Consider the following 24980-nt stretch of genomic DNA (forward strand, 5'->3'; position numbering starts at 1 on the left):
GCTTTTTCGATACATTTCCTATGCAAATGAGTAACTCCGAAGAACCTATTTATAAAATGAGAATCAGCATTTGGAATACTTTTCCAAAGTTTTTGCTGATCAGTCTGGGAATAGCATTGGTAGTAATGCTGTTTTTTTGTCCTAGCTGTTTTTTGAGTTGGGAAGGAATAAAAATGATATTTCCCGATTTTCTGTATTCTTTGGCAATCACCATGGCGATGAGCTTTGGAGGAAATGTGGTTGAAAATTATTTTAATAATAGAATTTCGTGGATAGAGCATCCCATGAAAAGGCTGATTGTCACTTTAGTATCCTATTTAACCTATGCGTTTCTTGTATCCTTCATCATTGTACTTTTTTACGCCTGGGTTTCTGGCCTGATATCTTTTGACAACATTCCATGGGTAAATATTGCTTCAAATGCAACGCTTCCCATGTATATCGCTTTGGGCTTTATGGCTTTGTTTACGACTCGTTCTTGGCTTTTGGAATGGAGAAAATCAGCTTTGGAAGCTGAAATCCTCAGAAACGAAAAATTGTCCAGCCAATACCAATCTTTAAGAGATCAGTTGAACCCACACTTCCTGTTCAACTCTCTAAATGCGCTGTCAGGATTGGTGTATGAAGATGCCGATAGATCAGCAGCATTTATCCAGAAACTGTCGAAAATCTACCGCTACGTTTTGGAAGTACAAGAAGAGGAATTGGTAGATCTTACGATGGAAATTTCCTTCGCTAGGAACTATCTGGAGCTACAAAAAATCAGATTTGAAGAAAGCCTTCAATTTAACATTGAAATAGATGATCAAGATGGTTTTTTACCACCGTTATCACTTCAACTAGTACTTGAAAATGCTATCAAGCATAATATTTTGAGTGAAGCAGATCCCTTATTTATCCACATGTATCGAAAGGATAATGATTTGTGGGTGAGTAACACTTTTCAGCCTAAATTGAGTCAAACAGAACCTTCCACAGGTGTAGGTTTAAGTAATATAAAAATGAGATATCAGCTGATTTCAAAAATGGATATTGAAGTCATCCAAACTGAAGATGAATTTATAGTGAGGTTGCCAATTTTAGAATTATCCACATGAGAATATTAATTATAGAAGACGAAAAACCTGCTGCTAATCTCCTCTTAAAACTTATAAAGAAACATTTTGGAGATGCCGAGATTTTTGGGAATTTTGACAGCATCACGACAACTATACAGTGGCTTCAAGAAAATTCAGTTCCAGATTTGATTTTTTGCGACATTCAGCTGGCAGACGGGATCAGCTTTGAAATTTTTGAAAAAGTGAAGTTATCTACCCCTATAATTTTCACTACGGCATTTGACCAATATGCAATAAAAGCATTTCAGGTAAACGCAATCGACTACCTTTTGAAACCTATTGATCCTTTGGAAATGGATAGGGCTGTGGATAAATTCAAAGCCAACCAAATTAGGTCTACAATCGAACTGGATGTATTGAAAGAATTATTATCACCAAAGAAAGTCAACTTCAAATCTAGGTTTTTGGTACGCTATGGAGAGAAAATACAGAGCTTACCGATAGAAGATATCTCCTTTTTCAGCAGTGAAGAAAGAGTCACTTTTCTACAAACTCACGAAGGGAAAAAGTATGTACTCGAAAGTACGTTAGAACAAACTGAGGCTCAGGTAAACCCTGTCAATTTCTTTCGCCTCAATCGAAAATACCTCTGTAGTTTGGCTTCTATAGACGGAATATTTTCTTACTCAAATAGTCGGTTGAAAGTTTCTTTGAAAAATTCCACTGACCATGATATTTTGATCAGCCGTGAAAAAGTAAGTGGTTTCAAAGACTGGCTTGATCAGTAATTTAGATTTACGGAATTTCCAGTGGCTTTTTGGGCAATGAATAAAGGCACATATTACGATAGGAACTCACCTGTCTAGAAAATCTCCAACTTAAGTGTCACCAGGCGCAACTAAGAAAGCTGAGCCTCGAATTTATAAAACGGCAAGTTTTTTTTGTGCCGAATTATTTAATTTACAAAACACATTCAACCCTGAACCATGAGAAAGTTTACACTTCTTAGTTTTTTAGCCTTAAGTTTACTTGGAATCTCCTGCACTCCAAAATCTGAAAAACATATTCCTGTTTTCGATTTAAAAGATTTGATCGTTGATACACTGTATTTGGAGAAGGATACGCTGACAAAGGATTTGAGGGAAAATTTCAGCTATTATAAAACTGATTCTGGTGAAGTAATAGCTACCTTTTTAAACCATCAATTGCTAGTTTATAGTTATCCGGAAGGAAAATTACTGGAAAAGAAAAAATTTGAAAAAGAAGGTCCAAATGGAATTGGCTCCTTCGTTACTGGTGCTTATATAGGTGAAAAATCCATCTATGTACTTTCTCAGCAAAAAGAATTGATTGAGACTGACTTCAATGGTAAAGTGCTAAATAGATGGGATTTCCCAAAAGTAAGTGATGCCAGAAAATATGCAAACTATTCCACTGCAGGTTTTAACAGAGTTCGAAAATCTGAAAATGAGCTCTCATTTATAGATATACCGTACGTTTTTCTGGAAGGGTTTGAGGAATATGACAAATGGGGAATGATCTTTAATACTGAATCCCACGCTTTTTCAAATTTTAATTTCCTATATCCAAAAGTCATTGCAGAATACACAAACGATGATCAACTGGGCCTATTCAGCCATGTTTATCTTCCTGCTAACAATGAACATCTGATTAGTTTCGCCATTTCTGACTCTATAGCCGTTGTGAAAAATGGAAAGCAGACTTGGAAATGGGGAGGAACATCTGAATCACTGGAGTTTAAAAAGGGAACAACAGTACCAAGTGGAGACTATATAGTCTACCAACCAGACCATGAAAGCAGTAAGTACAATGGGTTAGATTTTGATACCCATGCTGGAAAGATTCTACGATGGGTAAGGGTAAAGGGTCCTACACTTGAAAATATGGATCAAGAGAGGAATCGTTTGTTGGTATTCGATAAAAATCTTAGCTCCGAAGCGGAATTAGAATTTAAATCTAAGGAAATGGGAATGTATGGATTCAATACTCCTAAGGGATATGCTGTGAGCCTTTATACCGAGACAACTGATGATGTGACAGCATTCGCAGTGTTAGATTTTTCTAAAATCAACGCTAAGGATTAATCCTAACTCAATTTTGACAGTTCTCTGGTACAAAGGCAAAGCCAATTTCTATATGCGTCCTCTGCGAGAACTTTGTGACCTCAGTGGTTAAAAAAATCCTTTCTGAAAACCCATAAAAAAAGCGAGACTATTCAGTCTCGCTTTTTACATGTAGTTCGATTTCCTCTCCAGATTCATCTAAGAATCTGTATTCCGTCACGGGTAGGGAAGAATCTTTGATCAGTTTTATCCACTTATTATACTTGAAAAACCACTTAACTCTTCGGCTAATTAGGCCTGTAGTGAAGTATGCGTGCAGGTAGGGATGCAGCCCAATTTGTATTTTACTCACATTCTGGATAGTAGCAATATGATCTACGTCTTTTTCCAGCTTATCGGCTATCAGGATAGATGCCTGAATTTTGCCGGTGCCGTTGCATGCCGGGCAAGTCTCTTTGGTCACTATATTGACCTCGGGCCTTACTCGCTGTCTGGTGATCTGCATGAGCCCAAATTTGCTCAGGGGCAAAACAGTATGCTTAGACCTGTCAAACTTTAGCTCGTTGTTCATCGCTTCGTAGATGGCTTTCTTATTGTCGGCCTTCTTCATATCGATAAAATCGATAACGATGATTCCTCCCATATCCCGGAGGCGGAGCTGTCTGGCAATTTCTTTAGCGGCGACCAGATTGGTTTTCAATGCCGTTGATTCCTGGTCACTTTCCTGGTTGGACTTATTACCACTGTTCACATCAATGACGTGCAGGGCTTCTGTATGCTCGATGATCACATACCCTCCTTGCGGAAGGCTGACCGTCTGTCCAAACAGGCTTTTGATCTGCTTTTCTATTCCAAAACTTTCAAATAGCTTGGCTTTACCGTTGTAAAGCTTGACAATTTTTTCTTTTTCAGGAGCTATATTCCTGATGTAGGATCTGATCTGATCGTAAGTAGATTCTTCTTCTACGGTGATTGCGTCGAATGATTCGTTGAGCAGGTCTCTCACAAGTGAGGAGGCCATACTCATCTCTCCGATAATTTTGTCGCGACTCTTGGCTTTCATCAATTTGCCCATGCCCTCTTCCCAACTAGTGAGAAGATTGCGAAGGTCTTTATCTAAGTCACTAACGGACTGACCTTCTGCCACTGTCCGGATAATTACTCCGAAATTGGCTGGTTTTATAGAATTGATGAGTCTCAGGAGACGTCTTCTTTCCTCGTTGCTTCTGATCTTCTTGGATACGTTGACCGAATCCGAAAAAGGGACTAATACGAGGTAGCGACCTGGCAGAGAGAGCTCACAGGATAGTCGAGGCCCCTTCGTAGAGATGGGTTCTTTGACGATCTGAACTAAAATCTGTTGATTTTTCGATAGCGGATTGGAGATTTTTCCAATCTTGTCGATTTCAGGTTCGTTTTCAAAACCCTTCAAATTGTAATTGCCGTAGTTGTTGTTGCGCACCATTTTGGTGAACTTCGTCAGGCTGTTGAAATTTGCCCCGAGGTCCTGGTAATGAAGAAAGGCGTCTTTCTCATAACCTACGTCAATGAAAGCTGCATTGAGCCCATTAACGATTTTGCGGACCGTACCGAGATAAATATCTCCAACTTTGAACCCATTGTCCATTCCTTCGGAATGCAACTCAACCAGGCTTTTGTCTTGAAGGAGGGCAATTCGACTTCCGTTTTGAGCAGAATCGATTAACAATTCCGTACTCAAAATTTCATCTTATTATTATGTAAATGAACGTTTACTCAAATGACAATAAGAAGAAGTGTATTACTTCTTCTTATGTCTGTTTTTTCTTAGTCTCTTCTTACGCTTGTGCGTAGCGATCTTATGTCTTTTTCTTTTCTTTCCGCAAGGCATAGTCTTTGGATTTAGTAGTGATACAAATAAATTATAGCTTGTCGAGATAGCTTTCGATGCTTCCTAGGATTACTTCGTCTTCGGTCATCGTTTGTACTTTCTCAAACTGGGCTTTCGCTTTGTTGTTTTGTTTGGCTTCGAAATAGCTTACGGCTAGATAAAACTGCCCCTGAAAATTATCCGGGTGATATTGGATCAATTCTTCAAATCGCTCAGTGGCACGCTTATACTGACCTGATTGCATAGATAGCAAACCCATATTGAATAGCCCATCCTCATTTTGGGGATCCTGCTCTAAGATTTCTCTTAGCATTGTGATTCCTTGCATTGGGTTGGACGAGGACACATAAGTCATCGCTACCTTGGTTTTCAAATCCAAACGGGTGGGATCCTTATCCAACACCTGGTTCAAATACTTTCGGGTCTGCTCGGCAGTGTAAGTTACTTTCTCTGGATCTAGCGCAAAGCTGAATGCTTCATAATAAGCTTTTCCTGCTTTCTCTGCCAGTTCCATGTCTGATTGCTGATCTGCCGCCAAACTAAGATAATATCCTGCACTATCGTATTTCCCAAGTTCCTGATAGATCGCGGCAATTTCTTCTGTGGAAGATTTCGACTCTTCGTTCGAAGAATTCTCAGCGATCTGAAGCTTCAGCGTATTTATCTGTAGCCTCTGGTCAGGACTTAACTCAGCCTCATGCATCTCTACCGGATCAGTGGAAGAAGTGACAGCAGATTTATTTTCCTGAGAAACTGCATCTGCCTTATTTTCATTGTCCACGACCACAGTAGGAAGGACATACAATCCTCCGATTGCGATGATCCCCAGTGCTATGAGTATGAGTTGAGATCTTTTCATGTCAAAAACTCTTCAGACTTAGTCTTGTGGAGCTAGTTCCTTGATTTTTTTGCTGTTTTTGATCTTCTCCACAAATACCTTAGATGGCTTGAAAGCCGGTATGTAGTGTTCGTCGATCACGATCGCTGTGTTTTTGGAGATGTTTCGGGCGATTTTTTTAGCTCTCTTCTTATTGATGAAGCTACCAAATCCTCTCACGTAGATATTGTCTCCGTCGGCCATTGAATCCTTCACTACTTTGAAGAATGCCTCAATGGCTTGTGTAACATCATCCTTTTGGATGCCTGTTTTGTCCGAAATCTTAGTGATTACTTCTGCTTTAGTCACTGTAATATTAATTTAGAAATTACGAAATAAGCTTAACGACCTATTAACCAAGTGTTTTTGGGACTGCAAATGTAAGACAACCATTGTAATTAAAAAACTTATTCATAAAAATTAGCGTGATTTGTATGATAGATTTTAATTGACCATGGAACGCAAAACCTCTGAATATCAGGCTTTTTCACATCAAATACTAACTTGGTATCGAGAAAATCCAAGAGATTTACCATGGAGAGGAATACATGATCCATACAAAATTTGGCTGTCAGAGATCATTCTTCAGCAGACTCGTGTAGCTCAGGGGTTACCCTATTATTATGCTTTTGTGCAGACTTATCCTACCGTAAGAGATCTAGCTCTAGCACCGGAAGAAGAAGTCCTAAGACTGTGGCAAGGTCTGGGCTATTATAGCCGGGCTAGGAATCTTCATGCTTGTGCAAAAAGTATCTGGTTTGATATGGGAGGTGAATTCCCAAAGACTTACGCAGAACTCCTCAAACTAAAAGGAGTCGGCAGCTACACCGCATCGGCTATTGCAAGTTTTGCATATGGTGAAGTCAAAGCTGTGGTGGATGGCAATGTATTCCGCGTGCTGGCACGCTACTTTGGGATTGAGACTGACATCGCAAGCTCGAAAGCAAAGAAAGAATTTGAGGCGCTAGCCAATCAAATTATCCCAAAAGACCAACCCGGCGAGTTCAATCAAGCCATCATGGATTTTGGAGCAAGACTTTGCACACCCAAAAATCCAGACTGTGAAGCTTGCCCTTTGAAGGGTTCTTGTTTCGCGTTACTACATAATATGGTGTCGGATCTCCCTGTAAAGATTAATAAGGTAAAAGTTAGAGAGCGGAATTTCCATTATTACGTCATTAAGTGTGGGGAAAAGTGGGTTTGGAAAAAGCGAACTTCTGGAGATATTTGGGAAGGGCTTTTCGATTTTCCGCAGATAGAGTCACTCCCCAACCAAAAAACCGAATCACTTGAAATTCCTCAAGGAGTATCATTTCAGCATCAGATTCACCAAAAAAAATACCGACACATTTTGTCACACCAAAGATTAAATGCAATCTTTTCTAAAGTAGTAATTGCTGAAGAAGACCTGTCAAATCTTGAAAATTGGTGTGAGAAAGAAGGTTTTATGCTGGTAGAAGAAGATAAAATCGAATATTTGGCAAAGCCAAAGTTGATTGTAAACTTTTTGAACGATCAAGGTATTTGAGTACCTTCAAGTAATAGACTTTTTCAAACATAAATTAAATAAACTATGGCAGGAGTAAATAAAGTAATCCTATTAGGCAATTTGGGCGCTGATCCCGAAGTGAAATATCTGGAAGGAGATAATGTGGTGGCAAAACTTCGGCTTGCTACGACTGAATCCTACAAAGACAAAACGGGTAATCGGGTGGAGCAAACGGAGTGGCACGATTTGGAAATATGGGGAGCACTAGCCAAAGTTGCTGAGCAATATCTAAGAAAGGGCTCTCAACTCTATGCTGAAGGGAAAATCAAAACTGATAGTTGGCAAGATGAACAGGGTCAAAATAGATATCGCACAAAGATCCGAGTACTCAGCTTTACCATGCTTGGAGGAAAACCAGATGGCAACGATAACCAAGCCTCACCTCAGCAATCCACCCAACAAAGACCAGCATCGGCGGCGCCGACATCCGCGCCCAAAGCGCAAGAAATGGTTTCAGATACAGAAGATGACGATCTGCCATTTTAATAATCCTTTCCCCTGGAAGCTATTTTCAGGGGAATTTTTTAATTTTGCATTAACCTTTGCGGTTTAATACATGGACGATCCCTACCCGAGTTACCATTTACTCGCTCAGATTAGCTCACCTTCGGTAAGTTATCTGATTTTAAATGGGTTGCTTTTTATATTACTATTAATAGGCTCTGCCCTTGTTTCTGGTTCTGAGGTAGCATTTTTCTCTCTAACCAATGAAGATTTGGGGAATATCGAAGAAGATAACACTCCACGCGGCAAAAAAGTAATTGGCTTAGTAGAGTCTCCCAAAAACCTTCTCAGCACTATCCTCATTCTAAATAACCTGATCAATATTGGGATAGTGACGCTCACCACTTTTGTGGCATGGTCTATTTTTGGACAAAATGCCACAGGAATAATTATTATTCTAGTACAAACAATTGGGGTGACATTCGCAATCGTATTTTTTGGGGAGATCGTCCCAAAGGTCTATGCTAACAAAGCAAAAGTGGAGTTCAGCCTGATCATGGCTCCTACCATTACATTTTTCTCCACTATTTTAAGACCTTTTTCCATGTTTTTGATGGCTTTTAGCAATGTGCTGGAAAAGCGAATCGAAAAGAAAGGCTATTCACTTTCGGTAAATGAGTTAAATCAAGCGTTGGAATTGAGTACAGAGGATGCTCCAAATGAAGAGCGTGAGATTCTACGAGGAATAGTAAACTTCGGCACACTGACTGTGAAGCAAGTGATGCAAAGTCGAATGGACATCACTGCCATAGATATGGACATGGATTTCCATGAATTGATGGACAAAATCAATAAAAGCGGCTATTCTAGAATCCCTGTCTATGAGGAAACTATTGACAACATTCAGGGCATACTTTACATCAAAGATCTTCTTCCATTCATTGAGCGAGATGAAGATTTCGGCTGGAATGAATTGATTCGCAAGAGTTTCTTTGTACCCGAAAACAAAAAAGTGGACACCTTATTGAAAGACTTCCAATTAAAACGCGTGCACATGGCAATCGTAGTGGATGAATATGGTGGAACTTCCGGGTTGGTCACGTTGGAGGATTTGATCGAAGAGATCATTGGGGAAATCAACGATGAGTTTGACGATCACGACGACATTTTCTTCCAAGAACTAGACCCTGCTACGTTTATCTTTGAAGGAAAAGTCTCTCTGAATGATTTCTGCAAAAAGTTAGATTTAGACTCACAGGTGTTTGAAGATGTGAAGGGCGAAAGCGAATCTCTGGGCGGCTTGCTACTGGAGCTTAATTCGAAATTGCCGAAGAATGGTACTAAGATCAAATTTGAAGATTTTGAATTTACAATTCTGGCAGTGGACGCCCGGAAAATCAAAAAAGTGAAGGTTCATATCAATTCCTTGGACAAGGATATCTTTGGCCCTCATACCGATTGAAAAATAACAATTCACAATATTTTTAGTTTTTCCCATTTTCCCGAATAATATTCTTCACTCGTGTGGATAAACGCTGATTCGAAGAATCTTAAACAAAATTCACGAAAAATAATTTTATTTTTTTTTGATAGAATTTTCGAGAGCCCGAAAATCAGATATTTTGCACATTTTTTTTGATATTTAAATAGAAAAGCACCCTATTTATTCAAATACTGCTACAATTTATATTAGGTAGTTCTATTTTTTACACCAAAAAGTTAATTGCCAAAATATTAAAAAACTTAAAATCCATAAAAAATAAGGCACTAAAGCAGCCGTTTTGTTGCCGTAATTTTAATAGGACGATTTTTTTCTGTAATTTTTGGAAATTTTGAACCTAATAAATTCTATAATAATGCAAGAAGGTTTGTATCGATCGGAGTTTGAGCACGACTCCTGCGGTATAGGTGCGGTTGTTGATCTGAGTGCAGTACCCTCACATGAGACGATTAGCGATGCCTTATACATGCTGAGCAATATGGAGCACCGTGGCGGCCGTGGATCTGATCCTAAGTCTGGCGATGGAGCTGGCATATTAATACAGGTACCACATCAGTTCCTCAAAGATATTACTGCGCGTACAGAAATCGAGCTTCCTGAAGCTGGATCCTATGGTGTAGGTATGACCTTTTTCCCAAGGAATAAGCAATTATTTCATCGCTCGAAAGAACTCCTCAATCAGTTGATCGATGAGCTGGGTTTTGAATTGATCGGCTATAGATCTGTTCCGGTGGATGAAACTGTACCGGGTTCAGGAGCACTTGAGGTGATGCCAAATATTGAGCAACTTTTTGTCAAGCATAAAAAGGGACTCACAGGAATTGAATTGGAGCGTAAACTTTACGTATTGAGAAACTATTCTACTTTAGAAATCAATACCAAGATTCCTGGTGTGAATCAGTCTTTCTATTTTGCGAGTTTGAGTAGCCAGACACTTATATATAAGGGGCAGTTGCGCACAGACCAGGTTTTGGCTTTTTACAAAGACCTTCAGAATCCGAGGATCGGATCTGCTTTTGCGATAGTTCACTCCCGCTTCTCTACCAATACCTTTCCAAATTGGAGACTGGCTCAGCCGTTTCGTTTTCTTTCTCACAATGGTGAGATCAATACGATCAAGGGAAATCTGAACAAAATGAAGTCGAAGGAAAACCTCATGAAATCTCAGTATTTCACTGATGAGGAGCTTTCCAGATTGATGCCAATCACCGACAAACTAAAGTCGGATTCTGCGAATCTTGACGCGATGGTGGAGCTACTGACTTTGAGTGGACGATCTCTGCCTCATGCCATGATGATGCTTGTCCCAGAGGCATGGCAAGATAACGAGGTGATGGATCGAGACAGAAAATCATTCTACAAATTCCACGCATCACTTGTAGAGCCATGGGATGGCCCAGCTGCTTTGCTATTTACAGATGGAAAATCTGTAGGTGCCACACTGGATAGAAACGGTCTCCGTCCACTTAGATATTTTATCACAAAAGATAAACGACTTATTCTATCTTCTGAAGCCGGAGCTCTGCCTATTCGCGAAGCTACTATTGTAGAAAAAGGCAGAATTAGCCCAGGAAGGATGATGTGGGCCGATTTGGAAAAGGGACGTGTATTATTTGATCAAGAAGTAAAAGGAGAAGTCTGTAGCAGGCAGCCTTATGAGCAGTGGGTAGCAGATCAGCGAATCAAACTTCGCTTAGAAGACGCACCTATAAAGCTGTCTCATCCATATTTCACCGAGAATATTAAAAAGCACCAAACCATATTTGGATATACTTCTGAGGAACTCAAAGTAGTATTAAGTCCTATGGGAGATACGGCGTATGAAGCAATTGGATCTATGGGAGCGGATACTCCTCTGGCCGTTCTATCCAAAGAAAGTCAGCATATTTCCAATTACTTCAAGCAGCTATTTGCCCAGGTAAGTAACCCGCCGATTGATCCTATTCGGGAGAGAATGGTCATGTCGCTTTTCACCCGTCTGGGTGTGGGCCAAAATATCCTGGAGGAAAGTCCAAAACATACTCGTCAAATCCACATTTCCCAGCCCGTTCTTTTAAATGAAGATCTGGAAAAGATCAAAAATATGGAAGGACAGGGCTATAGATGTGCGACACTCACAAGTCTTTTCCTAGCTGACCATAAGTCCGGAAGACTCTTAGAGGCACTGAACAAGATTTGTGATGAAGCTGAAAAAGCGATCAACGAAGGAAAAAATATTATCGTTATTTCTGATCGCAACAGCACCAAGGAATATGCACCTGTTCCATCTCTATTGGCTATAGGAGCGGTACACCATCACTTGGTCAAAAAGAAAATAAGGACCAGCGCCGGCTTGGTGTTGGAATCTGGAGATATCCGCGAAACACACCATTTCGCTACTGCGATTGGCTACGGCGCATCTGCTATCAATCCCTACATGGCTTTGGAATCACTGCTCAACATGTTTGAAAAAGGTGAGCTACCCAATGCCAAAAACCAGAAGAAACTATTCTCAAACTACCAATCTGCGATAGGAAAAGGACTACTGAAAGTTCTTTCTAAAATGGGTATCAGTACGCTTCAATCGTATCAAAGCGCACAGATTTTCGAAGCCTTAGGATTAGGTCCTGAAGTTATCGACAGATGTTTCAAAGGCACAATTTCCAGAATCAGCGGTATTTCCTTTGACGAGTTGGCCGAAGAGGTTTTGATCCGTCATAGAGCTGCCTACGAAACTGAATCTCCTATTCTAGAGCAAGGCGGCGTATATCAGTGGAAAAGAAGAGGTGAAAAACACCTGTTCAATCCTGAAACAATCCACTTACTTCAGAAGTCAACTCGTCTGAACGATTTTGGTATGTACAAAAAATTTGCATCCAAAATCAATGAGCAAAGCAAAGACGCCTTGACTTTAAGAGGCTTATTTGAATTCAAAAAAAGAATCTCAGTCCCAATCGACGAAGTAGAGCCAGCATCTTCCATCATGAGAAGATTTGCTACCGGTGCTATGTCCTTTGGTTCGATTTCCCATGAAGCACATTCTACTTTGGCGATAGCCATGAACAGAATGGGCGCCAAAAGTAATTCTGGTGAAGGAGGAGAAGATGAGATTCGTTTTGCCAAAAAAGAAAATGGAGACTGGGAGCGCTCAGCTATCAAGCAAGTAGCTTCAGGTAGATTCGGTGTTACGAGCAATTACTTAACAAATGCTGCCGAACTTCAAATCAAAATGGCTCAAGGAGCTAAGCCCGGAGAAGGTGGTCAGCTTCCTGGACATAAAGTAGATGATTGGATAGGTAGAGTAAGACATTCCACTCCTGGAGTAGGATTGATCTCACCTCCACCCCACCACGATATTTATTCTATCGAAGATTTGGCTCAGCTGATTTTCGATTTGAAAAATGCCAATAGAAAAGCTAGAATCAACGTTAAGCTGGTTTCCCAAGCAGGTGTGGGTACTGTAGCAGCAGGTGTGGCAAAAGCCAAGGCTGATGTAATCCTAATCTCCGGAGCAGACGGCGGTACTGGAGCATCTCCATTGAGTTCGATCCGTCACGCTGGTTTGCCTTGGGAGCTTGGATTATCAGAGGCACATCAAACTTTGGTTAAAAATAACCTTCGAAGTAGAGTAACACTTCAAACCGACGGTCAGCTTCGGACTGGACGTGATCTAGCGATTGCGACACTTTTGGGAGCTGAAGAATGGGGAATTTCTACCGCTGCATTGGTGGTGGAAGGATGTATTATGATGAGAAAATGCCATCTCAATACTTGTCCTGTGGGTATAGCAACACAAAATCCAGACTTGAGAAAACTATTTACTGGTGACCCGGATCACGTCGTTAATTACTTCCAATTCCTTGTGCAAGATCTCAGAGAGATCATGGCATCGCTTGGATTCCGTACCGTGGATGAAATGGTAGGACAAAGCAACGTACTTCAATCTACAGGACACTTGAATCACTGGAAGTGGGATAAAGTGGACTTGAGCCCTATTTTCCATAAAGTGGAAGTTCCGGATCATGTAGGAATTCACAAGCAAATCGATCAGGAATTTGAGCTGAAGAGAGTATTGGATAGGCAGTTGATCAAGGCAGCGCTGCCTTCATTGGAACAAGCGATGTCCTCATCAGGAAGCTTCCAAATCAAAAATACTGACAGATCAGTGGGGGCAATGCTCTCCAATGAGATTTCTAAAATATACGGAAGCCCGGGCTTGCCTGAGGATACGATCAATTTCAAATTCACAGGTTCTGCAGGTCAGACTTTCGGAGGATTCCTTGCAAAAGGAGTCAACTTCGAACTAGAAGGTGAAGCCAACGATTACTTTGGCAAAGGTCTATCTGGTGGAAAACTGATCGTTTATCCTAGCAGAAATGCCAAATTCGTTCCAGAAGATAACATCATCATCGGTAACGTGGCGTTCTATGGTGCCACTTCTGGAGAAGCATATATCAATGGAAAAGGTGGTGAGCGATTCTGTGTAAGAAACTCCGGTGTACAAACCGTAGTGGAAGGAATCGGAGATCACGGCTGTGAATATATGACCGGTGGATTGGTAGTAAATCTTGGAGAAATAGGAAGAAATTTTGCTGCAGGAATGAGCGGTGGAATCGCCTATATTCTCAAGGATTACATTACTGAAATCAACCCAGAATTAGTAGATATAGATATTCTGGAAGGTGAGGATTTCAACACGATCAAGACATTCCTCAAAAGACATGTAAAACTGACCAAGTCGGGTCTAGGAACCAAATTCCTTGATGATTGGGATAAATCCAAAGAGAAATTCATCAAGGTAATTCCTAGAGATTATAAGGCGGTTTTAGAGAAAAGAGCATTAGAACAATCAAAATCATTGGCGTAAAATGGGATCGAAAGAAGGATTTATTCAATTCAAAAGAGAAACTCCGGTTACCCGTGACGCGAAAGCTAGAATAGGTGACTACAAGGAAATATATGAGCCGTTTTCAGGCGAAAAGTTAAATAATCAAGCAGCACGATGCATGGACTGTGGTGTTCCTTTTTGTCATAATGGTTGTCCACTCGGTAATGTGATTCCGGATTTCAACGATGCGGTTTACAACAACGAATGGGAGCAAGCGATCAAAATATTAAGGAGCACAAATAATTTCCCTGAATTCACGGGAAGGATCTGCCCCGCTCCCTGCGAGACAAGCTGTGTTTTGGGCATCAATAAAGATCCTGTTGCGATAGAATTGATCGAGAAAAACATCGCTGAAAAAGCCTATGAACTTGACTTGATCAAAGTAAACCCGCCAAAAACAAGAACTGGAAAGTCTGTTGCCGTGATTGGCTCAGGACCTGCAGGACTCGCAGCGGCAGATCAGCTAAACCAAGCAGGTCATGAGGTAACGCTTTTCGAAAAGGATTCCAAACCAGGAGGACTACTACGATATGGAATCCCCGATTTCAAGATGGAAAAATGGGTAATTGATAGACGTATTGAATTTATGAAGCGAGAAGGGGTAATTTTCTCTTGTGATACCGAAATTGGCTTCAATATCAAAGCAGAAAATATCCTCAAAAACTTTAACGCTGTAGTACTTTCTACCGGCGCCGGACAACCAAGAGGACTGAATATCAAAGGCTCACAAGCAAAAGGTGTTCATTTTGCCATGGATTTTCTAGGTGAACAGAACAAGGTTGTATCTGGTGAGATCAAAGAAAACCCAATTTCAGCAAAAGGAAAGCATGTGATTGTAATCGGCGGTGGTGATACAGGAAGTGATTGTATTGGCACATCCAATCGACATGGAGCGGCTTCAGTGACGCAGCTTGAGCTTTTGCCTAAGCCCCCTCAGCAAAGAAACACGCTCAACCCATGGCCAGAATGGCCTATGACGCTGAGAACATCCAGTTCTCATGAAGAAGGAGTTGAGCGGGTGTTCTCTATTCTTACTAAAGAATTTACGGTGAACAAGGAAGGTCAAGTGACGGGTTTAAGTCTTGTAGATCTGGAATGGGTACACAAAGACGGTCGTATGGTTTTCGAAGAAATTGCAGGCACTGAACGTACAGTCCCTTGTGATTTAGCATTTTTGGCTATTGGCTATACCGGTCCGGCCCATAATGGATTACTGGAAGCATTCGGTGCAGAAACCATGGAGAATACACTTCCCAAGTCTAAAAATTATCAAAGCACTAATTCAAAAGTTTTCCTAGCTGGAGATATGCGTAGAGGCCAATCCTTGGTTGTTTGGGCAATATCAGAAGGAAGAGAGGCCGCTGTGAAAGTGGATGAATTCTTGATGGGAGAGTCTACTCTACCTCGGAAAGATGAGTCTTTCTTCCAGGTTGAGGAAGAAATTGAGGGAAATATCTGATTCAGTTGAAATAGAATCTTCTTTAAGTTAAAAACTACAAAAACATAAAGCCATCTGAGAAGTCAGATGGCTTTATTAATTTTTAGAAGTGACGTTGAAAGTCTTGCCTTTGATCTAAAATCCTGAAGATATAAACACCATCTAAAGTTTTTTCATAAAATATCATGTGGGTTTGAAATCTGTATTCTTTAGCCTAGGAGCATATTCGATCGCACTTCTGCCTAGGTCTGGATTAGAGCATAAAGAATCGAAAGTAGTAAAAAGACCTGTGATGTATTTTCTAGCTTGATTATCACCATTTGCCTCCACAATATGGACAGCTATTCGATCCAAATCCTCATCTTCCTTTTTGGAGAGTAGGTGGTAATCAGACTTGTTTCTTCTTACGATCAGCTTGTCGACTCAGTGCAAATTCCATGATCTCGTTCACTGTTCGAACACGAACACTTACTCCGCTATCGTATCCATCCTGAATATCAGCCTTGGTCTGTAGGAAATTTCTATTGCGCTCTTTATCCAATCGAATCAGATGCCGCAAATATTCGCTATCATTCGCAAAACCTCCTTGTTGGATTTGTAACTTAATCCATTGCTCCTGAGAAGCTGTGATGGTCATTGATTTTCTAATAGTAGTCGTAGTTCAACAATCTAATTACATAGAATTTACGCATTCTAAGATATTATTAAATTATCAAGTTCATAATATCATGTTTCCAAAAAGATCCAGTGGGGAGGATTGATATGAAATCTTCTAAATTAGGCTTTTAATCGTTCGATTACCTTTTTACATGACTTTAACACCCTACCACGCTAAATACTTCGCATTTGAACTTACCAAACGCGTAGCCTCTGATAGTATCGAAAAATTAGCTTCTGCTTTGGTGGATGCCAAAGTGGACTTAAACCCACATCAGGTTGAAGCTGCACTTTTTGCATTCAGATCCCCTCTTTCAAAAGGAGCTATCCTGGCTGATGAAGTCGGACTCGGAAAAACCATCGAAGCAGGACTTGTCCTCAGTCAAAAATGGGCAGAACGGAAACGTAAGATTCTAATCATCGCTCCAGCCAACCTCCGGAAGCAGTGGAATCAAGAGCTACAAGATAAATTCTATCTGGAAAGTATAATTCTAGAAACCAAATCCTTCAATCAGCAAATCAATAATGGAAACTTAAATCCTTTTGACCAAAAAGATCAAGTTGCAGTTTGCTCTTACCAATTTGCTAAAACTAAAGCACCCTATTTACGGCATATCAAATGGGATTTGGTGGTCATTGATGAAGCTCACAGACTTCGGAATGTGTACAAAAACAACAATGTGATCGCCAAAACTCTAAAAGATACCTTAGAGCCATTCCCAAAAATTCTTTTAACTGCAACTCCACTCCAAAATTCACTATTAGAATTATATGGTTTGGTTTCAATTATTGATGATCATCTTTTCGGGGATCTGAAAAGCTTCAAAGCTCAGTATAGCCGGGCAGATAAATACGTCGATTCGGGAATCTATGAGGAGTTAAAAGAACGATTGAAACCTGTAACCAAACGGACGCTTCGGAGACAGGTTCTTGAATACATCCAGTTCACTAGCAGGAAAGCATTTGTATTTGAGTTTTTCCCGTCGGATAGCGAACATCAATTATATACGCTAGTCTCGGATTATTTACAGCGTGAAAGACTTTATGCATTACCGGCATCTCAGCGTCAATTAATGACCTTGGTCTTGCGGCGTTTGTTGGCATCTTCTTCATTCGCGATTTCAGGAACCTTCAAGCGACTGGAGGAAAAGTTGCTGGATGTTTTAAAAAGACACAAAGAGAATCCTTTGGAGTTGGAAGATTTTCTCAATGAAGACTATGAGGATTACGATGAACTCAAAGACGAATGGGAAGATGAAGCAGAAATCCCAGCAGAAAAATGGTATTCGGAAGATGAACTCCTCGAGATTAAAGTAGAAGCTGATTTATTGGGAAGTTTTGCACAATTGGCAGAATCGATCCAAGTGAACTCTAAGGGTGAAAAGTTAATAGCCGCACTCGAAACCGGCTTTGAAGAGGGTACCAAACTCGGTGCAGCAAAGAAGGCAATCATCTTTACTGAAAGTAAGCGAACACAGGCATACCTCGCAGAACTGCTTTCAAAAAGCGGCTACGCAGGAAAAATAGTGTTATTCAACGGCACAAACTCAGATAAAGGCTCTCGGGCAATTTATCAAAAATGGCTGGCCCAAAACAAAGATTCTGACAAAGCAAGTGGCTCACCATCCGCAGATATGCGAGCTGCTTTGGTAGAAAATTTTCGAAATGATGCCGAGATCATGATTGCTACCGAAGCGGCTGCTGAGGGAATCAACTTGCAATTCTGCTCCGTCGTGGTCAATTATGACATGCCTTGGAATCCGCAGCGAATCGAGCAACGAATCGGTAGATGCCATCGGTATGGGCAAAAGCATGATGTGCTAGTCATCAACTTTCTGAACAAACGAAATGCCGCTGATGAGCACGTATACCGATTACTCAATGAAAAATTTAATCTTTTCAGCGGCGTATTCGGAGCCAGTGATGAGGTGCTAGGCTCATTGGAATCCGGTGTGGACATCGAGCGAAGAATAGCACAAATCTATCAAACCTGTAGAACCACGGAGGAAATAACTAAGAGTTTTACCGAGCTAAGACAGGAACTAGAAGAAAATATTACACAGGCGATGGATTCCACCAAGGAAAAATTGCTGGAAAACTTCGATGAAGAAGTGCATGAAAAGCTTCGAATCAACCTTGCTCAAAGTCGGGAGTACATCTCCAAATATGAAACCTACCTCTGGAAAATCGCCAAGTATTCTCTGAAAGAAAAAGCCAGTTTCGATGAAAAGAATCTTTCCTTCAAGATTCGCTCTCCGATTATCAATGCCCCAATCGGAAATTATAAACTGGGAAATAAACAAATTCCAAATCATTATCACTTCAGAATCAATCATCCCCTGGCACAGGAGATTTTGAATACTTGGAGCAGTAAGACGCTGCCAGTTCAGGAAGTCACTTTTGATTACACCAATTCCCAAACAATTATTTCAGCGTTGGAGCCTCTGCTAAATAAAACAGGGTGGATCAGTGCCTATCAACTGGAAATCGAATCTTTCGATAAGGAAGATTATTGGATCGCCGTCGGGCTGACCGAGTCCGGAGAATGGATCGATTCAGAATTGGTCAAGCGATTCTTTTCTTTGAATGCCCAGCTAGGTTCTGCTCAAGAATTGGATTCCGAAAACAAAGAGCTGATCGAACAGAAACTGGACGAGGAGATGGATGCAGCAAAGGAAATCTCTCTAACCAAAAACGGGAAATTCTTTGACCAAGAGTATGATAAATTGGAACACTGGGCGGATGATATGAAGATCAGCCTTGAGCGGGAACTCCAAGATCTGGATGGGGAAATCAAACTCAAAAAAATGGAGGCCAGAAAATCAACGGATCTCAAGACGAAAGTTCAGGCCCAGCGAACCGTGAAAGATCTAGAAAAGCTTAGATCTGAAAAACGAAAACGCCTCTTCGAAGCCCAAGATGATATCGAGCAGAAAAAAGAGTCTTTGCTTGCCGCCGTTGAGAAGCAACTGGAACAAAGACACCAAGCAAAAGAACTTTTTACTTTTAAATGGAATATTATATAATCTATAACCTTTGGGGTTAATAACTTTTAATCATACTTTTGCGTGAACATCACTTACAGAACAAACAAATTAAAGAAAGAGGCAGAGGATCTTAAAGCACTTTTTAAAGCTTATGGAACTAGTGCCAAGCAAATTAATATGAGATTGGCGGATTTGAAAGCTGCTGCAAATCTGGAAGTCATCGGGAAAATACCCGGTGCTAGATGTCACCAACTCAGTGGGAAAAATTACAAAGGTTATTTAGCAGTAAACATTACTGGAAACAGAAGATTGATTTTTAAACCTAATCATGAACCATTACCGACAAAAGAAGCTGGTGGATTAGACTGGTCTCAGGTGACAGAGATTACCATTGAAGAACTTTGCTACGATTACCATTAAAGCAACAAACCCTATGAAACTCAAAACCCAATCCGATATTGAGCTTGCCAAAGCGCTGATCTCCCCTCCCGGAGATACGCTGGCTGAGACCATCGATGAGCTCAGATTTTCTCAGACCGAGCTGGCAGCTCGTATGGGAAGACCCGTAAAAACCATCAATGAACTGATCCAAGGAAAAACAGCCATTCTTCCCGATACTGCCATCCAACTGGAAAATGTGACAGGTGTTCCCGCTGCGTTTTGGCTCGAGCGTGAAAAAAACTATCAACTGGAATTGGCAGAAATACGGGAAGCCGAGCAACTGATTCAGGACAAAGATTGGCTCAGCAATTTCCCGCTCAAGGAACTCATTGGGTTTGGTTGGATCGAGGTAGAAACCAAAGAAACGCTGGAGCGAATGAAGGCGATTCTTCAATTTTTCCAAGTAGCCAGCAAAGAGGCCTTTTATCAGTCCAGCTGCTTCGCTATGGTGGAGAAAATCGACTACCGATTAACTAAGCAAGTCCAAAAAAACCCTTACGCTTTAGCCGCTTGGCTTCGGCAGGGAGAGATTCAGGCTAGGGAAATGAAAGTGGGAGATTTTGACAAAAAGCGATTTGGAGATTCAATTCCACGAATCAAGGAAATCATGGTAGCCCATCCGGCAGATTTCTTCATTCGTCTCTCAAGCTTAGCCGCCGAGGCCGGAGTGAAAGTCATCCACACTCCAAAGCTCCCCAACTCCAAAGTCCATGGAGCGACTCGCTGGGTAGGAGATACGCCAGTGATCCAACTCTCCAACCAATTCCAGCGGAACGATATCTTCTGGTTTACCTTCTTCCACGAAGCCGGGCATATCCTGAAGCATGGCAAAAAGGAAGTATTTCTCGAAGGACTGGAATATACTGAAGATGGACAGGTCAAGGAAAAAGAAGCCGATGACTTTGCTATAGCGAGTACCTACAGCGAGCGGGAGGAAGCAGAATTCATGAGCTTACGCAAAGATGGAACCTGGACTACGGATCAAATCCGTGATTTCGCTCAACGGATCAATACTCATCCTGCAATGATAGTCGGCAGATTGGAGCGAAAAGAAATCATTTCGCGCGGTCAAGGACATGTGCATGGGTTTTATCAGAAAATTGAGTTGTGAGTAGTATGTTGGAAATGCTTGATGATGCTAATAAATATTCCGCTGAGAAGTTTATAAAATTAGTATCCGAATCGGATGATTTTTGCAGATTAGGATCCCAAAGTAAACAAACAACTGTATTTGGAAAAATTGATTTTACTAATGAAAATTACTCCAAAAAACACTTACTATTGACAAATTTCAGATTTGAAGGAAAAATTGCATTTAGTGATATTGAGTTGCATTCAGGATTAATATTTAATGAATGTGAATTTAAAGCACCCGTTAGCATGATGAAGTGTACATCTCATCAAGGGGGTGAACGTGGATCGGCATTTGAAAATTTCACATTGGGTTTTCTAGGCTGTACAATCACAGCAATTTATATTGCTAATTCATTTTTTGAAAACGGCATTTCTTTTCTAGGATTGGTAAGTGAAAAGGCTCACATAGGGCAATTGTCTTTTAATGACGTCGATTGTGGATCTTCTTTTGAAATAAAAAATTGCCTTCTTAATTCTTTCGATTTTTTGGGAGGAATAATTAGAAAGATGGGACTTCAATTTATATCAGTTGAAGTAAGTAATCGTCTTCGAATAAGTCCCATAAAATGTTCAAATTTAATTATATCGGGCAAAGACTCTTTATTTCATAAAACCGTAAATATTTCTGGAACAGAATATGGTTCAATCATATTTGATAGTGGAATTTTTAAGGATGAAATTGTAATTCAAGACATTTCCATTTCAGGGTTTCTGAGTTTTGCAGTCGCTGATTTCGAATCTGAGGTTCGCCTTTCATTTGACAATAAAAACGTGAAGGTTTTTAATATCCGCGAAGTTCATATTCTTGATACAAAATTTAAAAATGGAATTCAGTTTGATGGCCAAAAGATTATTTCAGAAAAACTCCAAATCAACTTCTCCGAAAAATCCTCCGGTGTAATCGATTTCAGAAACACATTTTTCAAAGAAGTCCTTTTCAAAGGAATCAACTTTAACAATTCCGTTTTCCTTCGAGATTGTTCATACGATAGATTGACGTTTTCCCATTTTTTCAACAAAGCGCTTATTTCACTGAACAATAACAACTATCCCGATGAAGGCAAAGGGAATCCTGAGCAATTACTAATTGAAAACTCTAACCTAGGAAACACTGAATTTTACGATTTCGATTTTAGCGTCTATCCATCTGTTCGAATCATTGATTCCAGACTGGATTCCATATTTACCTATGGCGCTACATGGTTTGAAAACGGTCAACTAAACGTGGAGGAATCTGAAGTAAATCAAAGAAAAATCTTATCTCAACGAAGAGAAATTTTTCGGCAGTTGAAATTAGCAGCTGAGAAGCAATCAGATCGAATAACTTCGCTTGACTTTAAGGCTAGAGAAGTTGAAGTTCATGCTCAACTCATTCAACAGAGACGAAATGACCCAAATACAGGATTTCAGAATTGGTTGATTAGAACAGGGGATTTAGCATCGATCTGGCTTGGAAAAACCAATCATCACGGACAAAGCTGGCTTTTACCTTTTGGTTTACTGATTTTAGCTACAATTCTTATTTATCCGCTTTTGGTTATTTCTGCTGATTGTATTATTTCATGGAAATGGGACTGGAGCGCAGAAGGTGTGAGCTTATTTTGGGAGAAAATCACTAAGTACGATTCGATATTTTGGCAACTCTTCAACCCCACTCGAAGAGTAAGAGATATGTTTCCAGATCAAACTATTGACGCTTCAGCTCATTTCTGGGACGGCCTCCAACGCATCTTCCTTGCCTTCTTTATCTTCCAGATCGTTTCAGCTTTCAGGAAGTTTGTTAAGTAAATTTTAAAGTAAATTAAGTATCGAGTTTTGCCTTTGCGTCGCGAATTCTATCTCCCAATAAGCGTAGCATACTTTCGGACAAGCGATAGATCTCTGTAGAACCGATTTTCAAATTGCCTGCTTCATCAAGGAAGAAATTAGCCTTGGCGTTTTCAGTTGCGTCTGCGATATAGATGGGATGCCTTCGCGAATCAAAACCACCTGCAAGTAAGGTATTCACCTTTTGCTTCCAAGTTTTGCAAGCTTCCATTCCTTTAAAATCTGCAAACTCCGCTTGCCCATGGAAATAAAGCCACACTTCAAAGCAAGGATTGCTCTCTACCAGCGACCAACGATCATGTGATTCTATCTCTGATTTGATAGCAGAAATTTGAGGTCTTCGGGAATTACCCTTATCCGGGTCAGAGTCCAGCACAATCCAAACCTCATCTTGATCCTGTAAATTATACTTGGGTTCAGGATTTTCGGCAGTCACCAAAATACAATTTTTGGCAATCTCCAATAGCCCAAGTGGTGAATTGTCCTCATGAGGGTTCAGCTCATAGATTTCCAGATTTATCCTAGAGTCCATTTCCTTAAAGTATTGGAAATATGCAAGCTCCCGTCTTGCTCCTTCACAAAAAATATAGATAATTTTAGCTTCCCGACTCGGGGGCCTTCGCTCAAACAGTCTCCGGGTTATGATCATATTCATGCCAGTTAAGATCCTTGAGATTACCTAGAAAAGGAATGGAACCATAGCGCCCATTCAGATACCCCTTTCGAATATCAAGCGTCTTGTGTTCCTTGAAATCACTAAGGGAATAAAGGTCAGTAGCGCCATCGATATTCTTCTCTGCAAACCAAATCTCATCCTGTCGAAAGAGCTCCTGATCCAGCAAATTGGATTCATGAGTAGTGAAAATCAGCTGTCCTTGGGTTTCGGGATCATCAGAAAATTTCTTGACCAATTCCTTGATCAAAAGCGGATGAATACTTCGCTCAATTTCGTCAATCAAGAAAACACGTCTATCTGAAATAACCTCCATAAAAGCAGGAACGAAATCTAATAATCGGATTGTCCCATCGGACTCCTCCTCCAAGTCAAATTGGATCACACGCTCATCTTTCCCCTTGTGATTTATCTTTAGACTTTTTACCCAGAATTTATCCTCTTCCTTCACTACCAAAATTTCATCCCCGCTTCTGCTTGCAAGTTCTATCATTTTTAGTTCGGACTCCTCCACTTTCTGCTTAAGCTCTACCAGTTCATTTTCATTGTCTTTTCCAAAAAACTCGTCCATATCCACCTTTTCGGTAGTCAAAGATTCGATCCCAATGTTTAATGAACACATCATATCCTGAGCATAGCTTTTGAATGCTGGATCGGTATCTATATGATGGGCTAAACCAATAGGTTTGGTTTTAGGAGATAAGATTTGGAGCGTATCACTAAACCAGCCAAAAGCAGTTTTGACATCAGTCAAATATTTATTGTCACGCTTAGCCAAAAGCCTAAATACTGGCTCAGTTGGCTTTACAAACTCCTCGAGCAAGATACTTTTCAATACTTGGCTTTTCTCGTCCTGTTCAAATTCCTCTTTGAATATCAAGGTTGTAGCTCCCTTTACATCTGTATTACGCTCAAAAATTAATGCATCCTTACCTTGACCCAAACCCGAATTATAGAGCTCTTCAGTGACTATTTTACCCTGATTCATCACCAAACCATAATAAAATGGCTTTCCATTTTGGATAAATTCTACTGCCAAAATTTGATTGGCTTTGGGGTCCGAATTAAACTTAAAGTCATTATCTCGAAATTTAAAAGGGACTTTCCCATTGACTAAAAGGCTTTGTAATACATACATCGCCTTAATCAGATTAGATTTCCCCGCGCCGTTTGCCCCATAGAGCGCGGACATCTTCAACAGTCGAAATCCATCAAAATCATAGCTATGATGGTCGAGTGTCTTAAGCCGGTTATTGGGTATGGCGTTGAATTCCTTCTGGGGGCCAAAAGAGAATACATTTTCTATTACAAATCTGATAAGCATAGCCTTAACGTGATTATTTCACACAAACTTATCATAATTGTGAATACAGAGTACAAAAAAGTGAATAAAATTCACAACTCTGTGAAAATACTACACATTACCAATCTTTACACTATAAATCCAATCTACCTTCAATATACTAAAACCAGACATAATGTGTCAAAAATCCCTCAAGGCTGAATCCAGTTTGCTTAAACTCTAAGTTTTTGCTTTCTTGAGTCCTGTCAGCAAAAGACACCTATTTTTCAA

19 protein-coding genes are annotated in these 24980 nt (G+C 40.4%); 12 read left to right on the forward strand and 7 right to left on the reverse strand.

Features of this window, described 5'->3' with window-relative positions; all coding sequences use genetic code 11:
• The first annotated feature begins 26 nt into the window (after positions 1-26).
• The 3 genes from BVH04_RS04825 to BVH04_RS04835 all read left to right on the forward strand — a co-directional run bounded on the left by BVH04_RS04825 (position 27) and on the right by BVH04_RS04835 (position 3163).
• Positions 27-1097: a sensor histidine kinase gene (locus tag BVH04_RS04825; protein WP_086540197.1), complete on the forward strand. Its 1071-nt coding sequence runs from the start codon at positions 27-29 to the stop codon at positions 1095-1097.
• Positions 1094-1846, forward strand: a complete 753-nt coding sequence (locus tag BVH04_RS04830) for a LytR/AlgR family response regulator transcription factor (protein WP_086540198.1) — start codon at positions 1094-1096, stop codon at positions 1844-1846. Before BVH04_RS04825 ends, BVH04_RS04830 begins: the two co-directional genes overlap by 4 nt.
• Before the next feature lie 198 nt (positions 1847-2044).
• The gene (locus BVH04_RS04835; RefSeq protein ID WP_086540199.1) at positions 2045-3163 is read left to right on the forward strand and encodes a DUF4221 family protein; all 1119 of its coding nucleotides are present in this window, start codon (positions 2045-2047) and stop codon (positions 3161-3163) included.
• Between the two features lie 127 nt (positions 3164-3290).
• Here BVH04_RS04835 and BVH04_RS04840 read toward each other — a convergent pair whose 3' ends face one another.
• From BVH04_RS04840 to BVH04_RS04850, 3 genes are all read right to left on the reverse strand, one after another.
• Complete coding sequence (locus BVH04_RS04840; protein ID WP_086540200.1) at positions 3291-4862, reverse strand: Rne/Rng family ribonuclease; 1572 nt, start codon at positions 4860-4862, stop codon at positions 3291-3293.
• Between the two features lie 181 nt (positions 4863-5043).
• A complete protein-coding gene (locus BVH04_RS04845; RefSeq protein ID WP_086540201.1) occupies positions 5044-5871 on the reverse strand; it encodes a tetratricopeptide repeat protein in 828 nt (275 codons plus the stop codon).
• A gap of 18 nt (positions 5872-5889) precedes the next feature.
• Positions 5890-6198, reverse strand: coding sequence for an HU family DNA-binding protein (locus BVH04_RS04850; protein WP_086540202.1), 309 nt, complete (start codon positions 6196-6198; stop codon positions 5890-5892).
• Positions 6199-6343: 145 nt separating this feature from the next.
• On the opposite strand from BVH04_RS04850, the gene mutY reads away from it, so the two are divergent.
• The 5 genes from mutY (at position 6344) to BVH04_RS04875 (ending at position 15709) form a co-directional block, all read left to right on the forward strand.
• The gene (gene mutY / locus BVH04_RS04855; RefSeq protein WP_086540203.1) at positions 6344-7417 is read left to right on the forward strand and encodes an A/G-specific adenine glycosylase; all 1074 of its coding nucleotides are present in this window, start codon (positions 6344-6346) and stop codon (positions 7415-7417) included.
• A 45-nt stretch (positions 7418-7462) separates the two neighbouring features.
• Positions 7463-7924, forward strand: a complete 462-nt coding sequence (locus BVH04_RS04860) for a single-stranded DNA-binding protein (protein WP_086540204.1) — start codon at positions 7463-7465, stop codon at positions 7922-7924.
• Positions 7925-7994: 70 nt separating this feature from the next.
• Positions 7995-9344: a gliding motility-associated protein GldE gene (gldE, locus tag BVH04_RS04865; RefSeq protein WP_086540205.1), complete on the forward strand. Its 1350-nt coding sequence runs from the start codon at positions 7995-7997 to the stop codon at positions 9342-9344.
• 394 nt (positions 9345-9738) lie between these two features.
• Positions 9739-14229 carry a glutamate synthase large subunit gene (gene gltB / locus BVH04_RS04870; RefSeq protein ID WP_086540206.1) on the forward strand — a complete coding sequence of 1497 codons (4491 nt, stop codon included), beginning with the start codon at positions 9739-9741 and terminating at the stop codon, positions 14227-14229.
• A gap of 1 nt (position 14230) precedes the next feature.
• Positions 14231-15709 (forward strand): glutamate synthase subunit beta, encoded by a 1479-nt coding sequence (locus tag BVH04_RS04875; protein ID WP_086540207.1) that lies wholly within the window; start codon positions 14231-14233, stop codon positions 15707-15709.
• Positions 15710-15871: 162 nt separating this feature from the next.
• Here BVH04_RS04875 and BVH04_RS04880 read toward each other — a convergent pair whose 3' ends face one another.
• Positions 15872-16102 (reverse strand): type II toxin-antitoxin system RelE/ParE family toxin, encoded by a 231-nt coding sequence (locus BVH04_RS04880; protein ID WP_086540208.1) that lies wholly within the window; start codon positions 16100-16102, stop codon positions 15872-15874.
• Positions 16077-16325 carry a ribbon-helix-helix domain-containing protein gene (locus tag BVH04_RS04885; protein WP_086540209.1) on the reverse strand — a complete coding sequence of 83 codons (249 nt, stop codon included), beginning with the start codon at positions 16323-16325 and terminating at the stop codon, positions 16077-16079. Before BVH04_RS04885 ends, BVH04_RS04880 begins: the two co-directional genes overlap by 26 nt.
• A gap of 172 nt (positions 16326-16497) precedes the next feature.
• On the opposite strand from BVH04_RS04885, the gene BVH04_RS04890 reads away from it, so the two are divergent.
• From BVH04_RS04890 to BVH04_RS04905, 4 genes are all read left to right on the forward strand, one after another.
• Positions 16498-19371, forward strand: a complete 2874-nt coding sequence (locus BVH04_RS04890) for an SNF2-related protein (protein WP_086540210.1) — start codon at positions 16498-16500, stop codon at positions 19369-19371.
• 42 nt (positions 19372-19413) lie between these two features.
• Positions 19414-19752, forward strand: coding sequence for a hypothetical protein (locus BVH04_RS04895; RefSeq protein ID WP_086540211.1), 339 nt, complete (start codon positions 19414-19416; stop codon positions 19750-19752).
• A gap of 13 nt (positions 19753-19765) precedes the next feature.
• Positions 19766-20884, forward strand: coding sequence for a helix-turn-helix domain-containing protein (locus BVH04_RS04900; protein ID WP_086540212.1), 1119 nt, complete (start codon positions 19766-19768; stop codon positions 20882-20884).
• A 269-nt stretch (positions 20885-21153) separates the two neighbouring features.
• The gene (locus BVH04_RS04905) at positions 21154-22695 is read left to right on the forward strand and encodes a hypothetical protein (protein ID WP_140160522.1); all 1542 of its coding nucleotides are present in this window, start codon (positions 21154-21156) and stop codon (positions 22693-22695) included.
• Positions 22696-22708: 13 nt separating this feature from the next.
• On the opposite strand, the gene BVH04_RS04910 is transcribed toward BVH04_RS04905, so the two are convergent.
• Positions 22709-23389 carry an RloB family protein gene (locus BVH04_RS04910; RefSeq protein WP_086540214.1) on the reverse strand — a complete coding sequence of 227 codons (681 nt, stop codon included), beginning with the start codon at positions 23387-23389 and terminating at the stop codon, positions 22709-22711.
• Positions 23358-24731 (reverse strand): AAA family ATPase, encoded by a 1374-nt coding sequence (locus BVH04_RS04915; RefSeq protein WP_086540215.1) that lies wholly within the window; start codon positions 24729-24731, stop codon positions 23358-23360. Before BVH04_RS04915 ends, BVH04_RS04910 begins: the two co-directional genes overlap by 32 nt.
• Positions 24732-24980: the final 249 nt, after the last annotated feature.

It is taken from the genome of Algoriphagus antarcticus (assembly GCF_002150685.1).
GTDB lineage: Bacteria > Bacteroidota > Bacteroidia > Cytophagales > Cyclobacteriaceae > Algoriphagus > Algoriphagus antarcticus.